Source organism: Desulfomicrobium macestii, assembly GCF_014873765.1.
Taxonomy (GTDB): Bacteria; Desulfobacterota; Desulfovibrionia; order Desulfovibrionales; family Desulfomicrobiaceae; genus Desulfomicrobium; species Desulfomicrobium macestii.
This window is the reverse complement of the sequence record NZ_JADBGG010000017.1, coordinates 39,439-54,824: the sequence shown is the minus strand read 5'-3', so window position 1 is coordinate 54,824 and position 15,386 is coordinate 39,439. Positions and strand designations below refer to the sequence as shown.

The following is a 15,386-nucleotide window of genomic DNA, read 5'->3' as shown; positions in this document are numbered from 1 at the left end:
TCGTGGGGAAATCATGACCACTCTGCCTTTCGTGCTGCTGGGCATCCTCATCGGAGCCTGGTTTCTGTCCGTCAAGATCATGCGCATCACCGTCGATGCGCTGTCCTCCCCCCGAGAGCGAATGGTCCCTCGCTCGCACGTTCCCTCGGATCAGGAGCTGCGCCAGCCACTCCGCCAGGCCGAGGATTGGGCCCACGAGCATGGATTCGACGACGACATCATGTTCGACTTCCAGATCGCGGCCAAGGAGCAGGCCCTGTTTTGCCGGACCTGGAAAAACGCGGAAGAGAAAACCTATCTGGTTTTCTATTACGGGATGGGCAAGCACTTCGTGGAACTGGTCACCATTTACGACGACAAGACCGGCGTGACGACCACCAACGCGCCGGACGCACACACCCTGCCGGCGGTGCCCGGAGCCTTCATCCAGAGCTTTCCCGGAAACGGGCTGACCGACCTGCTCGGATTGCATCTGCAGGGCCGCGCCACGCTGGAGAGACGCACCGGGCTCACCCCGCAGGAACGTCGGGAGGACACCGTCGATCTCATCGCCAGATCCCTGCAACGCCAGGCCACCTACGTCATGTCCCTCCCCGGATGGCAATGGAAGGGGATCTGGTGGATCACCGTGCGCAAGAAGAAAATGATCGGCAAGGATGTCGGCTGGCAACTCGACCAGCTCGGCGTGTTCGAGCCCACCGCCGAGTCTCCGGAGATTCTGCAGTGAATGCCCGAGTCCGCACGGCGGCGCCCCGGTTCCCCCTCATGGTCTGCCTGAGCGCAAGCAACCCGGTCATGGAAGCCCTGAAAGATCAGGACGCCCTTCCCGCGCAGGCACCGGCCGCACCATGACCCTCACGCCCCTGGACTACAATCCTCCGACCGAACCCTGGCTGACCGTCATCCACGAAGACCGGGACATGATCGTGGTCAACAAGCCGGGCGGCCTTCTGTCCGTGCCCGGCCGCACTCCGGAGCTTTTGGACTCGGTCCTGTCGCGGGTGCGCGCAATCCATCCCGGGGCACAGGCCGTGCATCGCCTGGACCTTGGCACCTCCGGAGTGCTGGTCGTGGCCACGCGGCGCAAGGCCGAAGCGACCCTGCGCGGGCAATTCCAGGACCGCCTGACCCGCAAGGTATATCTGGCGAGGGTTACCGGCGTGCTGGCCGAGGACTCGGGGCAGGTGGATCTGCCGCTCATCTGCGATTGGCCCAACCGTCCAAGGCAGATGGTCTGCCACGACACGGGCAAACCGGCCCTGACGGACTATTTCGTGCTTGAACGCGCCGAAGAGAGCACCCTGGTCCTGCTGCGCCCCCACACCGGCCGATCCCACCAGCTGCGGGTGCACATGGCCAGCCTTGGCCACCCCATCATCGGCGACAACCTCTACGGCGACGCCCGGCAGGGCGACCGCCTGCATCTCCACGCCAGCCAGCTTGGCCTGCATCACCCCTACAGCGGCGAATGGGTCGTGTTCCACGCCCCCTGCGACTTCGCACCGCACGTGCCGCCCGTCACACTGGAGCCGCCCGCCTACCCTTCCGAAACCTGACTTCTGGCTCGGTCAACGACCGGCCTGCGCCCGCGAAAACCTGTCATCAAAGCCGTACTCCGAAGCACGCATCGATAATCCCGATCCGTTTTCGACCCACGGATCAAAAATTACGATTTGACCGCAAGCCCGCCTCGGGCCAGATAGTCATTGCATGATCCCAATTCACTGGAAATCCTGGTCTTATGCCGCAGTGCGCATCGCGCTGGCGCTGGCTTTTCTTGTGGCCGGAATCACCAAGATTCTGGACCCCATGACCTTTGCCGTGACCATCGACGCCTTCGGCATCCTGCCGGGTCCATTGATCCCGCCCGTGGCCGTTTTCCTGCCCCTCCTCGAAATCATGGGCGCGGTGGCGCTCATTTTCGATATCCGGGGCAGCCTTGGCCTCATCACCCTCATGATCCTCATGTTCATCGCCGTCCTCGGCTACGGGATGCACATGGGCCTGGACATCGACTGCGGCTGCTACGGCCCCGGAGACACCGAAGGCGAAGCCTTTGCAGGGATTCGCGACGCGCTGTGGAGGGATCTGATCATGCTCGGATGCGCGGCAACACTGTATGCGTGGCGAAAGGTCATGGGCGTGCGCCCAGGGACGTTCGCCGGTCATTACCGATCCATCAAAACCTTTATCTCCAAGGAAGAAACTGCATGAAGAAAATCGCCATCCTCGCGGTGAGCCTGTTTTGCCTGCTCGTTGCAAGCCCATCCTTCGCCCTCTTCGATACCAAGTTCGAGGCCGAAGTCACCAAGGAAGCCGAAGCCGTGAAACTGTTCCGCGACACCACCGCCGCCGGTTACGACCTGGTCACGGGCGCGGAACTGAAGAAGATGATGGACGAAGGCAAGGACATGGTCATCATCGACACCATGCCCTACGAAGACAGTTACAAGAAGGAGCACGTGCCCGGCGCGCTGCAGTTCCTCTTCCCCATCCCGGATATGAAGGAATGGGACACCAAGGAAACCGGCGGCAAGTCCCAGGCCGACTTCGAGGCCATGCTCGGCCCCGACAAGGACAAGACCATCGTCGTCTACTGCGGCTTCGTGAAATGCACGCGCAGCCACAACGGCGCGATGTGGGCCAAGAAACTGGGCTACAAGAACGTCTACCGCTTCCCCGGCGGCATCTTCGGATGGAAGGGCCTGGATTACCCGATCGAAAAGGTGCAGTAGGCGCGGACCCGCTCATTTTTCGGCAGCGCGCCCATGACAGCAAAAAAGCCCCTGATCTCATTGTGGATCAGGGGCTTTTTTTGAACCGCTTGTTCAACACTGACTCCCAGAGAGTCATTCCCATTGATTGATGACAGCTTTTTACATCCAGGGATTGAGCATGCTCAGCCCGATATTCTTGAAATCGGCCGTATTTCGGGTCACGAGAACCATATCATGCCGCAAAGCAGTAGCCGCGATAAGCGAATCCATGACACCCATCGGTTCACCCTTCTGCTTCCTGGCGACGGTCATTTTTCCCCACACAACAAAGACCTTTGCATCCAGAGGGATGATGCGACCGTTGAACTGCCCGGCAAGTTCCTCATTCAGCCAAACTTCAAGTTCCGTCCGGCGATTTGACGCTGGACGATTGCTGATCCCGAACTGAATTTCGCCGATGGTCACCGCACTCAGATACGCATTGTCCATCTCAACGGAATTCAGCCACTCCACGACCTTCAGCTCCGGTCTTGGCTTTACGAATTCAGAAATGACACAGGTATCGAGAAGGTATCTCTGACTCAAAGGTCGATCTCGCGCAGATCAGTTCGCCGATCCCTTTCAATGCAGACACCACTGCTCCTTAAAGGCGAGTCCATCAGAAAATCGCCCAGTCGCTTTTTCGGAGCCGTCAGTTTTCTGTAGCCTGCGATAGGCATCACCACTGCGACTTCGATCCCGTGGCGCGTAATGACCTGAGGTCCTTCCGACGTGGCTCGGTCGATCAATTCGGAAAACTTGTTCTTTGCTTCCTGCAATTGCCAAGAAATCATGATGCCCCCTTTAATCTGTCTAGACTGTCCAGACTATAATACCCACTGCGAGCAATCGCAAGAGTTCTAAAACAGGCCCATTGCCGTGGTTATCCCACCACGTCATACCGGCTGAAAACCAGCGAATAGAACGCCTTGCCCTTGGTCCGAGACCGAAGCTCCGTGGAGAAGCCGAAGAGCTGACGCATGGGGGCCGTGGCCGTGATGCCGGACTCGTAATCCGAAGTGCGAACATCGAGGATGCGCGCGTTCTTTGCTCCAAGCAGATTGACACAGTCGCCGACATATTCCTGCGGCATGCGCAGCTCAACGTCCATGATCGGTTCGAGCAGGACCGGCGAGGCCTTGACCAGGGCCGACTTCATGGCTTCCAGCGCGGCCATGCGCACGCCCAGATCCGTGAGCCCATCCTCGAAATGGGCAACTTCAAGCAATGTCGCCTCCACGTCCGAAACCAGGCAACCCTGGAGCATTCCGGCCTGCAGCGCGTCCTCCATGGCCTTCAGGGCGATGTCCGTGTGATTCGTGGCCGGCAGTTCGGTGACGCAACGGTTGCCCTGCCCACGCGCGGCCGGTCGGACCATGACCCGGACCAGGGCGCGGTGCTGCTGATCCCCGATGAGCTTGCGGCAGCTTCCCTCGGCCGTCGCATCGGCGGCAATGGTCTCGCGGAAAATGACCTGCGGGTTGCCGTAGCGGAAAGTCACCCCGCTCTCGCGGCGCAGCCGCTCCAGAACCACCTCCAGGTGCAGCTCGCCAAGGCCCGCCACGATGAGCTGATCCGTGTCCTCGTCCGTGAAGGATTGCAGGGTCGGATCTTCGATGCAGTATCTTTGAAGCAAAGCTTGAAGTTTGTCCGTGTCGCTGGCGCTGCCCGGCACCAGGGCCACGTTCAGGACCGGCTGGATGATGTCGATGTTCTCAAGGCGCAACGTCGCCTTGCCGGAAAAAAGCGTGTCTCCGGTGATGCATTCCTTGAGACCGGTGGCCAGGACGATCTCGCCGGTCCTGGCCTCGGGAATGGGCTCGTAGCGGTTGGCATGCACCGTGTAGAGCTTGTGGATCTTTTCGAAGCGCTCCAGCCGGGAATTGTACACAGCGCTGTTTTCACCGATGCGACCGTTGTAGACGCGCATGAAGATCTTCTTGTGCGCACCCTCGAAGAGAACCTTGAAGACAAAGCCCACGAACTGGTCCGCGCGGACGTTCTGCTCCTCCATGCGCCGCAGCACGTGGGCATGGGAGTGCGATTCGTCCGGAGAGGGCAAAAAATGAACGATCCCGTTCATGAGCGGCTGCACGCCTATGTTCTTGAGCGCGCTGCCGCAATAGACAGGCACGGCCTGCCCGGTCAGGGTCGCCTTGCGCAGGGCCGACCGCAGCTCGGTTTCGCCGATGACTTCGTCGGCCAGGTAGCGCTCCATGACCAGATCGTCGAAATCGGCCGCGGCTTCCGTCAGTTCCTTGCGTCTGGCTTCGAGAAGTTCGCGGTCCCCGTCCGTGGGATCAAACTCATGCACCGTCGCGCCCTGATCCGTCGCATCGAAGACAAGGACCTTGCCGCGCAAAAGATGCAGCACCCCGCCCTCCACGCATACGGACGGCACCGTCACCGGCAGCGGCCTGACCGCGAGGCGGGCCTGGATATCCGCGACCACCTTCCAGTAATCAGCGCCGGGGCGGTCGGTCTTGTTGACGAAAACGAGCCTCGGGAGCCCGTACTTGCGGGCCTGCCGCCAGACGGTCTCGCTCTGGGACTCGATGCCGTTGACCGCGCAGAAGACGACGATCGCGCCGTCGCAGACCCGCAGGGAGCGTTCCACCTCGACGTTGAAATCAACGTGCCCGGGAGTGTCTATGATGTTGACCTGACTGCCTTCCCAAACCACGGAGGTGCAGGCCGAGGTGATGGTAATGCCCCGCTTCTGCTCTTCCTCAAGGTAGTCCATGGTCGCGTTGCCGTCATGGACCTCGCCAATCTTGTGGATCTTGTGCGCATAAAAAAGCAGGCGCTCGGTCAGCGTGGTCTTGCCAGCGTCGATGTGGGCGATGATGCCGATATTTCGTGTGGAGGAAGCGATGTCGTGTTTTTTCATGGGCTTTGAATCAAATCGGGTTAGGAAAAGGTGGAAGTGCACTTGCGAAACGTATCCGGGCTGATCACGTCCCAGACCCAGCAGCCAAGCAGCCGCTCGGCCATGACCACCGGAGCCTGCCCCGGCTCGCCACCGTAGCTGATGTAGGGGCGGCCGACAACGGACACATCGGAGGTGACGGCATTGTAGGCCTGGACGTATTCGCTGTCGGGGGTGGCCAGTTCCACCCCGTATCCTGCCGGATCAGGGCGCAGCGTCCGGGGATATTCAAGATCGAGTCCGGCCAGATCGATGCATATTCCGGGGCCGCTGCCGGCCAGAAGTTCGACCAGGGGCCGAGGGTCGGAGGTGAAGACCTGATGCACGGACAGAAAATCGCACCCGAACAGGAAGGGATCAGTAACAGGCCCGCTGACGTGCACGACGATTCCCCCGACCTTGGCCACCAGGGCCTGGACCATGGCGGAAAAAAGGGCCGGGAGGGAAAAACGGCGCGGGTCCACCGCAAAAAGGGCCCACTCCAGCCGCTCGAAGCTGATGGAGTGCTCCACGTGACCGAGCCGCCGGGTCTGCATGACCGGCTCTGTGCCGTTCTGGGCCAGGGCATAGGCAAAGCTCACCGCGTTCTTGATCACCGATTTCTGGACCGCCGGACAGCGTTCGTACGCCTCGCCAAACGCATCGTCATCAATGTCCGGGACAAATCCGTTCTCGGCCAACAGCTCTTCGATCACCTTGTGCTCCTTGCAAAAAAAATGGGCAGGCCATGCATGACCTGCCCGACATTTCCACATTTCAAGGCGTTGCACAACAGGGTGCGCGCCAGGAAGTTCAGATCGCGTCCAGCACCAGCGCGCCCATGGCGGAGCAGCCGACCTTCTCTCCCTCGCCGACATAAATGTCTCCGGTGCGGTAGCCCTTGGCCAGCACGGTCTTGACCGCCGCGTCGATGGCCGCGGCCTCTTTTTCAAGACCGAAGGCGAAGCGGAGCATCATGGACACGGACAAGATTGTGGCCAGGGGATTGGCGATGTCCTGACCGGCGATGTCCGGTGCCGAGCCGTGGATGGGCTCGAACAGCGCGGGGCCGCCCGATCCCATGGAGGCCGAAGGCAGCATGCCGATGGAGCCGGTGATGATGGAGGCTTCGTCGGAGAGGATGTCGCCGAACAGGTTCTCGGTCACGATGACGTCGAACTGCGAGGGATCGCGGATGAGCTGCATGGCCGCGTTGTCCACGTACATGTGCGAAAGCGCAACGTCCGGGTACTCCGCCGCCGTGCGGATGGCCACCTCGCGCCACAGGCGGGACACGTCCAGCACGTTGGCCTTGTCCACGGAGCACAGCTTTTTGCCGCGCTTGCGGGCGATCTCGCAGGCCACGCGTACGATGCGCTCGATCTCGGACTCGGAGTAGATCATGGTGTTGAAGGCGGCGCGTTCGCCGTTCACCACGGTCTCGCCGCGCGGTTCGCCGAAATAGGCGCCGCCGGTCAGCTCACGCACGACCATGATGTCAAGGCCCTGCCCGATGATGTCCGGACGCAGATAGGACGCCGCCGCCAGCTCCGGAAAAAGCACGGCCGGACGCAGATTGGAAAAAAGGCCCAGGGCCTTGCGGATGCCGAGCAGCCCCTTTTCGGGCCGGATGGCCGGATCGATGGTGTCCCACTTGGGGCCGCCCACGGCGCCCAGCAGCACCGCGTCGGCGGCCTTGCAGGCGGCCACGGTGGCCTCGGGCAGAGGATTGCCCGCAGCATCGATGGCCGCGCCGCCGATAAGCGCGGTCTCTGTCTGGACCGTGTGTCCGAACTTCTTCGCCACCTTCTCCAGAACCTTCACGGCCTGGGTGACTATCTCGGGGCCTATGCCGTCACCGGGCATGAGGCAGATGTTCATGTTCATTGATATCTCCAGCATGAATAAACCATATGTTGTTTCAATGCGTCGGTTCGGAAAGGCATGGATTCCCGCCTGCGCGGGAATGACACCTCGCTGTTGGCCAAATGGTCAGCGTGCCGATACCTGCATGGATTCCCGCCTGCGCGGGAATGACACCTCAGCCAGGGCGACCCTGCTGAACGTTTTCCTGACGGCGGCTTTCCGTATTGCCACAACGTCATCCCCGCGCAGGCGGGGATCCATGCCTCTCGCCTTCGATGCCGCAGCGTGTCCAAGCCGCGCGCCAGCCACGGTCCTACTGCGCCACCTTGCGCTTCACGTACTCCACCAGCCCGCCGCCGGAGAGCATTTCCATCATGAACGGGGCCACGGGAATGAAACCGATGGTCTCGCCCGTGGTCAGGTTCCTGATCGTGCCCGCGGCCACGTCGATCTCAAGCTCGTTGCCTTCCTTGATGCGCTCGATGTCGTCACCCAGTTCCAGCAGCAAAAGGCCCATGTTGAAGGAGTTGCGGTAGAAGATGCGAGCGTAGCTCCGCGCCAGGACCACGGGGATGCCAGCGCCCAGGATGGCCAGTGGAGCGTGCTCGCGCGAGGAACCGCAACCGAAGTTGTCACCGGCGACCAGGATGTCGCCGGGGGTGACGCGCTTGACCCAGCCGGGCTCAAGGCCTTCGAAACAGTTCTTGCCAAGCTCCGCCGTATCGGCCGTGACCAGAAACCGGGCCGGGATGATCGCGTCCGTATCTATATGATCGCCCACCACGTGGGTTTTTCCCTTGAATGTCATGACTGCTCTCCTTTAACCAAGTTTGCCCGGATGGGTGATAAGCCCGGTCACGGCCGTGGCCGCCGCCACCGCCGGATTGGCCAGGTAGACTTCGGACTGCAGGCTGCCCATGCGTCCCTTGAAATTGCGGTTGGTCGTGGCTAGGCAACGCTCGCCTCCGGCCAGGATGCCCATGTGCCCGCCAAGGCATGGACCACACGTGGGCGGACTGATGATGGCGCCCGCGTCGAGAAAAATGCGCAGCAGTCCCTCGTCCAGGGCCATCGAATAGGCGCCGGGTGAGGCCGGGATGACGATGAAACGCACACCCTTGGCCACCTTGCGTCCCTTGATGATCCTGGCCGCCTCGCGCAGGTCGCTGATGCGGCCGTTGGTGCAGGAACCGAGCACGACCTGATCGACGCGCACGTCGGAAACTTCCTCCACCGGCTTCACATTGTCCGGCAGATGCGGACAGGCGATCTGGGGCGAGAAGGAGGACACGTCAAAGGTCATCTCCTTCCAGTAATGCGCGCCCTCATCGGCGGCGATGGGACTGTCGCCCATGCGCCCATGCGCCTGGCAATAGGCCAGGGTCTTCTCGTCCGCGGCAAAAAGTCCGGCCTTGCCTCCGGCCTCGATGGCCATGTTGGCCATGGTCATGCGCGCCTCGACCGAAAGGCCCTCGATGACCTCGCCGCCGAATTCGAGCGCCTTGTACAGGGCCCCGGCCACGCCGGTCTGGCCGATGGTGAAAAGGACCAGATCCTTGCCGCCGACATGCTCCGGCAGCTTGCCGGTGAAGTTGACGCGAATGGTCTCGGGCACCTTGAACCAGGTCTCGCCGAGGGCCATGGCCGCGGCGATGTCCGTGCTGCCGAGACCCGTGGCGAAGGCGCCAAGGCCGCCGTAGGTGCAGGTGTGGCTGTCCGCCCCGACCACGATGTCGCCGGGTCCGACCAGTCCGTATTCGGGCAGGATGGCGTGTTCGACGCCCACGTTGCCGCCCTCGTAATAGTGGGTGATGTCCATCTCGCGGGCAAAGTCGCGCACGACCTTGACCTGCTCGGCAGAGTCGATGTCCTTGTTGGGGGTGAAATGGTCGCAGACCAGGGCCACGCGGTCCTTGTCGAAAACCTGTTTCACGCCCATGCCCCGAATGGACTTGATGGCGAGCGGCGCGGTTATATCATTGGCCAGCACCATGGACACGCGGCACTGGACGATCTGTCCGTCCGCGGTGATGGGCTGGTCCGTATGCCTCTGCAATATCTTCTGAGCTAAAGTCTGGCGCATATGCTGTCCTCCTGTCTTTTGGCCAAGCGGTTCAGGGCGTTCAGATACGCCTTGGCGCTGGCCACGATGATGTCCGCATCGGATGCGCGACCCACCGAGGTTTTTCCGTTTTCTTCTATCTTGACGGTCACCTCGCCCTGGGCGTCGGTGCCGCCGGTTATGGCGTTGACCGCATAGCGGACCAGTTTGGGGCTGCGCCCCACAACCTTGCCGATGGTGTTGAAAACAGCATCGATGGGGCCTGTCCCGAAATCCGACAGGATGCGCTCTTCGCCGTCCACATACATTTTGACGACCGCGTTGGGGATGGCCATGTTGCCGCTCAGGGCGCTCAGGTATTCCAGGCGGTACTTGTCCGGAAGGCGGAAAATCTCATCGAGGACGACAGCTTCGAGGTCTTCGACGAAAATTTCCTTCTTGCGGTCGGCCAGCTTTTTCATGGCCGTGAAAACAATGCCGAGCTGTTCCTCGTCAAGCCGGTAGCCGAGGTCCTTGAGGCGCTTGTCGAAGGCGGCACGACCCGAATGCTTGCCCAGTACCATGTCCTCTTCCTGGCGCCCCACGGACTCGGGGGTCATGATCTCGTAGGTCTGGCGGTTCTTGAGCACGCCATCCTGGTGAATGCCGGATTCATGGGCAAACGCGTTGGCACCGATAATCGATTTGTAAGGGGGTATAGGCTGACCGATGATCAAAGACAAGAGCCGGGTGGAGGGGAAAATCTGCTCTTTGTTGACGTTTGTGGTCAGCTGATAGAAATCCTTGCGCACATCCATGGACATGACCACCTCTTCCAGCGCCGCGTTGCCGGCGCGCTCGCCGATGCCGCTCAGCGTCACCTCGGCCTGGCGTGCGCCCGCCTTGAGCGCCGCCAGGGTGTTGGCCGTGGCCAGGCCCAGGTCGTTATGGCAGTGCACGGAAAAGACGGCCTTGTGGCTGCCCTTCACGTTCTCCAGCAAATATTTGATCAACTCGGCGATTTCCTGTGGCTGCGTGTAACCGACAGTGTCCGGGACGTTGATGGTCGTGGCCCCGGCCGCGATGACACGCTCGAAAACCTGCGCCAGAAAAGCCCAGTCGGAACGGGATGCGTCCTCGGCGGAGAATTCGACATTGGCGGTCTTCGATACCGCGTATTTGACGGCTGCCTCGGCCATATCCAGAACTTCGTGACGCTCCTTGCGCAGCTTGTACTTCATATGAATGTCGGAAGTTGCCAGGAACGTATGGATGCGGGCCTGCGGATTGACCTTGATCGCATCCCAGGCGCGATCAATGTCGCTGGGCAGCGCCCGGCAAAGCCCCGCCACCTGGCAGTTCTGCACAGCCTGGGCGATGTCGCGCACGGCCTCGAAATCACCCTGGCTCGCGGCCGGAAAGCCGGCCTCGATAATGTCGACCCCGAGTATTTCAAGCTGACGCGCCAGACGAACCTTCTCGTCGCGGTTCATGGTTGCGCCGGGAGACTGCTCGCCGTCACGCAAGGTCGTGTCGAAAATGTAAATTCTTTCTGACATGATGCACTCCTTTTGATGGATGATGTATAATCGATAGTTGATAAAGACAACGACTGACCCTGGCTGAATGTACGCCTGGATGGCCGTTTTCTGCAAACGATGCTGAGGGGGTTACGTTTTTCCTTTACGAGATCTTGTGAGAAGACTCTCGTAGGAAGGATTTCCCGCGTAGGGGTAGAAAGAAGTAGGTGTAGATAAGGCCGGAGATGATGTAGCCGATGAAGAACACAAAGCTCAGAAGCTTTGGTTCGGATGCGACGAGCACGAAAATGAGCAGTGCCGTGACCGTGGCGCTGAAGCGGTGCGCGCGAATGACCTCGGCGTCCTTGAAGGATGCGTAGCGGACATTGCTGACCATGAGAATGGAGACCAGAAAGGCGAGCCCGAGCGTGATGCCGGGCACCAGATCGGCCAGGGATTCAGGGATGTACGAGGAGAAGAGAACAAAAGTGGCCAGGGTGCAGGCCGCCGCCGGAATGGGCAGGCCGATGAAGAACTTCTTGCTGATCTTGCCTGTCTGGATGTTGAAGCGGGCCAGCCGGAGCGCGCCGCAGGCCATGACCAGAAAGGAGGCCATAATGCCCAGGCGGCCGAACTCGAAGGTGTTCCACTGGTGGATCATGACCGCCGGGCCCACGCCAAAAGCGATGAGATCGACCAGGGAATCCAGCTGGACGCCGAAATCCGAGGCCGAATTGGTCAGCCGCGCCAGCTTTCCATCAAGTCCGTCAAAGACGCAGCTGACGATGATGGCCACTGCAGCCATCTCGAAACGACCGTCGATGGACCACAGAATACCCAGGAAGCCGGTCAGCAGACTGGCCATGGTCATCATGTTGGGGAGCAGATAGTATCCCCGATGCTTGGGTTTCAAGTGTTCCATTAACGGTCCTGAATAAATCTCTTTTTTTATTTTTTGCGGGCCAGTATCGACTGCCCTGCAAAAACCTTGTCACCAATTCGAACAGTTGGTTCATACTCGGCAGGCAGATAAAGGTCAACTCTGGATCCGAACTTGATCAGTCCGAAACGCTGCCCCCGGCCCAGGGAGTCAGCCTCCTCGCCCCAGCAGATGATGCGCCGTGCGATGAGCCCGGCGATCTGAACCATGGTCCAGGACCGGCCGTCCCCGTCCTCGATCAAAAGCGAGTTGCGCTCGTTGTCGGTGGAGGCCTTGTCGAAGGAGGCGTTCAGGAATTTCCCACCGAAATAAGAGATGCGCGCAATGCGGCCGGCCACGGGCATCCGGTTCACGTGCACGTTGAAGACGTTCATGAACACGCAGACGGCGGTACGGTCCTCGCCGGTCATGGGATCGCGCATGGTTTCGACCTTGATGACCTTGCCGTCGGCCGGAGAAACGGCCACGCCCGGCTCCTGGGGCACCACGCGCTCAGGATCGCGGAAAAAATTGAGCACGAAGAAAAGAGCCACGAGCAGGACGGTCGCCATGAACCAGCAGTCGAGAAGGGCGAAGGTCAGGGTGGCCATGGCCGTGAAGAAGATAAAAGGCAGGCCTTCAAGAGAAAGGCCGATCGAGGGCTTATGCATGAGAACTCCTGGTCAATTTATGGGCAAGGGTCTGACTACTCGCGGGGAATGAGAGTTTCAAGCCAAATTTTCCCCGGTCATTTCCCCAGCCGTGGACCTGAATACAGTTTTTTCCATTCATCAAGAAAGAGGATGGCCGTTTCGAGTCGGCCAAGACGCCCTTCCCGCCCACGCAGGGTCCAGACCAGATCCTCGAAGCTCACCGTGGGCGCAAGGTTCAATCCGGCCAACAGGGCCTCCACTTCCGAACGCAGCTGCGGCGCGATTTGCGCCCGCCAATCATCGGGCGGGATGTCCTTGACCGGCATGAATTTTTCCGCGTGTTGCAAAAGGGTCTGCATGCGGTGGGCGTAGGTATGTTCGGCCAGCACCCGGGCCCGTCCCCTGGCCGCGACCTCTGCCCTGGCCTCGGGATGGGCGAGGTAATATGCGATGCCTTGCAGCAATTCGGGCATGTCGGAGAAAAGGGCCAGCTCGCCGTCGGCGAAAAGCTCGGGCAAGAGCGCACGCCGGTCCACCAGCTGAAAAGCTCCGCAGGCAGCAAGCTCGAAGGTGCGCGGATTGACGAAATCCCCGTCCCCGACCAATACGCCGGGCCTGACGGAGGAGTGCAGATTCACGTTGATGGTCGTGGCATTGAAGATGCGCACCACTTCCTCGGTGTCAATACGCGCTCCGCCTTTTTGCAGATAGGGCGCAAGGGTCGTCTCCCCGTCCCAGTCATTGCCCCAGATGCGCAGGTCGTGGCCTGTCAGTTGCCGAAAAGCCAGCCTCCGATTGGGGTAACCCGCGCCCACAAAGGATATTTCGCTGCCGCACTTGCGCCGCTCCACGGCTGAAAGTTCCAGCGGCCGATGCACGGACGGATCCGCCGCCAGGGGCAGATAGAATGACTCGTGCTGCCCCAGCGCCGCCAGCTGCTCCGCGAAATCCCCCTTCTGGATGACCGCAAACAGGTCATAATGGGGAGCAAATGCCTTCCAGTATGGAAAGACCTCACGGTCCTCCACAAACCACATGGCCGTGGGCACCCCGTCGCGGCGCAGTCGTTTGAGGGCCTGCCGGGACAGGGGCGCCTGCGCCATGGCCAAGACCAGATCGGGGCAGAACGTCTCGACCTTGGCCAGGACGGCCTGGGACACGACCTGCAGAAAGCTGTTCTCCAGATAGTCGAGACGGTCCGTACCCACGCGCAGGCCCTTCAGGGCCGAGAAGGCGGAGAAAAAATCCGGAGCCTCGAAATATTCGACCACGTGCCCAAGCTCCCTCAGGGCGTTCCCGCAGTAGCGTCCGATGGGCAGGGAGCCGCCGTACATGGGCAGAACAACCAGAATTCGTCGGGTTTCAGTCATGGGCCCGTCCTCGCAGTGTTTGGGGCAGCATCCAGTCGCGCTCCTGCATCCAGGTTTCCTCCGGCAAGAATTCCGCATCGTTCCGCATGGACAGCCCGGCATAGGCGGCGGCCATCGCCCTGAACGCCTTTCGCCGCGCCGAATCGAGGTCCGTGCCGGCAACGGCGGTGAAAGTCAGGCCCAGTTCGTCGAAGCCGCCGGACATGAGCGCGCACCCGGGCGCAAGCTCCCTGGCCGTGTGCCCGCTGACATGACGCAACACCGACGGATCGCCGAAGACCCGGCGACAGGCGACGTCGTGCGGACAGGGCGCGGTCTCCAGGCAGGGCGCGCACTCTCTTGTAGCCTGCAGGACCAGGTGTCCCCGGCCGTAGGGGCCGGTCTCGTGACACCAGGCCGAGGAAAGAAAAAAGGCCAGCACGGGCACGCCCAGATGGGCAGCCAGATGCATGGTCCCGGTATCCGGCGAGACGAGCAGATCGAGCCCGCCCACGGTGTCATGGAGTTCCTGCCAGCCGGTGCGGCCGACCAGGTCGCGGACCTCGCCCCGGAGCGACGCGGGCAACAGGGCGGCAAGCTCCCTGGCCGCCCGCCGCTCGCCGCCGGAGCCGAGCAGGTGAATGGGGCCGTGCCCAACGCGCCCGGCCGCAGCCTGGACCAACGGGGCCAGCATCCCGGCCGGAAGGGACCTGCGCGCGTTCTGCCCGGCCATGACCACGCCAATGCCGCCGCCGCGCGGGACCGCGTCTGGATTGACCCGCTCCGGAAGCACCGGCTGCTCGGCATAGAGCCCCCACACGTCGACCAGATTGAGGCCGCTCAAGGCGCGGGTTCTGGTCCAGCGCATGATCTGCCCGGGCCAGGAGTCGATCAGCCGCTGTCCCCGATGCGACCGGTAGCCCCGGACCGTCGAGCAAGGAAACATCCCGGCCAGGGCAAAACTTAGCCCGGAAAAATTGAGATTGTAGACGCGGTGGAAATCAAGTTCCATGATGCCGGCCAGTTCCTCGTGCACCCTGGCCAGAATGTCGGGGCCGTGAGTTCCGTGGGCGGCGAAGCCGTGCACTTCAATCCCCGGATAGACGATATGGGCCAGGGATTTGAGGGAATCGTCCACCAGCAGATGCACCTCGCCGTCGGCCTGCAGGGAACGCAGCAGGCGCTTGGTCTGGAGCAGGTCGCCGAACCGGGCCAGCTGGATGACCAGATATCTGGGGGAGGATTTGCAATGCATGTCGGAATCGCCGGAATTCATGACCCTTCATCCGGCAAAAACCCGCAAAAGTCCAGAACTCCCCGGATTATCAGGCCCTCTCAGCCGGCAGGACCAGGCAGGGCGGGACCGGGCCCCTG

Annotated in this window: 17 protein-coding genes; 5 read left to right on the top strand and 12 right to left on the bottom strand. The window is 61.4% G+C overall.

Annotated features, from left to right (window positions below):
• Positions 1-13 precede the first annotated feature (13 nt).
• From H4684_RS11930 to H4684_RS11915, 5 genes are all read left to right on the top strand, one after another.
• Positions 14-727 carry a hypothetical protein gene (locus tag H4684_RS11930; protein ID WP_092191157.1) on the top strand — a complete coding sequence of 238 codons (714 nt, stop codon included), beginning with the start codon at positions 14-16 and terminating at the stop codon, positions 725-727.
• Positions 724-852 carry a hypothetical protein gene (locus tag H4684_RS20995; protein ID WP_264080951.1) on the top strand — a complete coding sequence of 43 codons (129 nt, stop codon included), beginning with the start codon at positions 724-726 and terminating at the stop codon, positions 850-852. The genes H4684_RS11930 and H4684_RS20995 overlap by 4 nt, the downstream gene beginning before the upstream one ends.
• Entirely contained in the window at positions 849-1,556 is a 708-nt protein-coding gene (locus tag H4684_RS11925; protein WP_192623908.1) for a pseudouridine synthase, read from the top strand. The genes H4684_RS20995 and H4684_RS11925 overlap by 4 nt, the downstream gene beginning before the upstream one ends.
• Positions 1,557-1,710: 154 nt before the next feature.
• The gene (locus H4684_RS11920; protein ID WP_092191153.1) at positions 1,711-2,214 is read left to right on the top strand and encodes a DoxX family protein; all 504 of its coding nucleotides are present in this window, start codon (positions 1,711-1,713) and stop codon (positions 2,212-2,214) included.
• The gene (locus H4684_RS11915) at positions 2,211-2,735 is read left to right on the top strand and encodes a rhodanese-like domain-containing protein (protein WP_092191151.1); all 525 of its coding nucleotides are present in this window, start codon (positions 2,211-2,213) and stop codon (positions 2,733-2,735) included. Before H4684_RS11920 ends, H4684_RS11915 begins: the two co-directional genes overlap by 4 nt.
• A gap of 141 nt (positions 2,736-2,876) precedes the next feature.
• On the opposite strand, the gene H4684_RS11910 is transcribed toward H4684_RS11915, so the two are convergent.
• The 12 genes from H4684_RS11910 to H4684_RS11855 form a co-directional block, all read right to left on the bottom strand.
• Positions 2,877-3,302: a type II toxin-antitoxin system VapC family toxin gene (locus tag H4684_RS11910; RefSeq protein WP_192623907.1), complete on the bottom strand. Its 426-nt coding sequence runs from the start codon at positions 3,300-3,302 to the stop codon at positions 2,877-2,879.
• Positions 3,299-3,550, bottom strand: coding sequence for a type II toxin-antitoxin system Phd/YefM family antitoxin (locus tag H4684_RS11905; RefSeq protein WP_092191147.1), 252 nt, complete (start codon positions 3,548-3,550; stop codon positions 3,299-3,301). The genes H4684_RS11910 and H4684_RS11905 overlap by 4 nt, the downstream gene beginning before the upstream one ends.
• Positions 3,551-3,639: 89 nt before the next feature.
• A complete protein-coding gene (locus H4684_RS11900) occupies positions 3,640-5,646 on the bottom strand; it encodes an elongation factor G (protein WP_192623906.1) in 2,007 nt (668 codons plus the stop codon).
• Between the two features lie 20 nt (positions 5,647-5,666).
• Positions 5,667-6,380: a hypothetical protein gene (locus tag H4684_RS11895; RefSeq protein ID WP_092191143.1), complete on the bottom strand. Its 714-nt coding sequence runs from the start codon at positions 6,378-6,380 to the stop codon at positions 5,667-5,669.
• Positions 6,381-6,477: 97 nt separating this feature from the next.
• Positions 6,478-7,551 carry a 3-isopropylmalate dehydrogenase gene (gene leuB / locus H4684_RS11890; RefSeq protein ID WP_192623905.1) on the bottom strand — a complete coding sequence of 358 codons (1,074 nt, stop codon included), beginning with the start codon at positions 7,549-7,551 and terminating at the stop codon, positions 6,478-6,480.
• A gap of 292 nt (positions 7,552-7,843) precedes the next feature.
• On the bottom strand, positions 7,844-8,338 hold the full coding sequence (locus H4684_RS11885; RefSeq protein WP_092373258.1) for a 3-isopropylmalate dehydratase small subunit: 495 nt from the start codon (positions 8,336-8,338) through the stop codon (positions 7,844-7,846).
• 12 nt (positions 8,339-8,350) lie between these two features.
• Positions 8,351-9,613: a 3-isopropylmalate dehydratase large subunit gene (gene leuC, locus H4684_RS11880; RefSeq protein WP_192623904.1), complete on the bottom strand. Its 1,263-nt coding sequence runs from the start codon at positions 9,611-9,613 to the stop codon at positions 8,351-8,353.
• Positions 9,598-11,130, bottom strand: a complete 1,533-nt coding sequence (locus H4684_RS11875; protein ID WP_192623903.1) for a 2-isopropylmalate synthase — start codon at positions 11,128-11,130, stop codon at positions 9,598-9,600. Before H4684_RS11875 ends, leuC begins: the two co-directional genes overlap by 16 nt.
• A 124-nt stretch (positions 11,131-11,254) precedes the next feature.
• Positions 11,255-12,013 carry a CDP-diacylglycerol--serine O-phosphatidyltransferase gene (pssA, locus tag H4684_RS11870; protein WP_192623902.1) on the bottom strand — a complete coding sequence of 253 codons (759 nt, stop codon included), beginning with the start codon at positions 12,011-12,013 and terminating at the stop codon, positions 11,255-11,257.
• 26 nt (positions 12,014-12,039) lie between these two features.
• A complete protein-coding gene (locus tag H4684_RS11865) occupies positions 12,040-12,681 on the bottom strand; it encodes a phosphatidylserine decarboxylase family protein (RefSeq protein ID WP_192623901.1) in 642 nt (213 codons plus the stop codon).
• 77 nt (positions 12,682-12,758) lie between these two features.
• Positions 12,759-14,033 (bottom strand): CgeB family protein, encoded by a 1,275-nt coding sequence (locus H4684_RS11860; protein WP_192623900.1) that lies wholly within the window; start codon positions 14,031-14,033, stop codon positions 12,759-12,761.
• Complete coding sequence (locus H4684_RS11855; protein WP_225940395.1) at positions 14,026-15,288, bottom strand: glycosyltransferase family 9 protein; 1,263 nt, start codon at positions 15,286-15,288, stop codon at positions 14,026-14,028. Before H4684_RS11855 ends, H4684_RS11860 begins: the two co-directional genes overlap by 8 nt.
• Positions 15,289-15,386 lie beyond the last annotated feature (98 nt).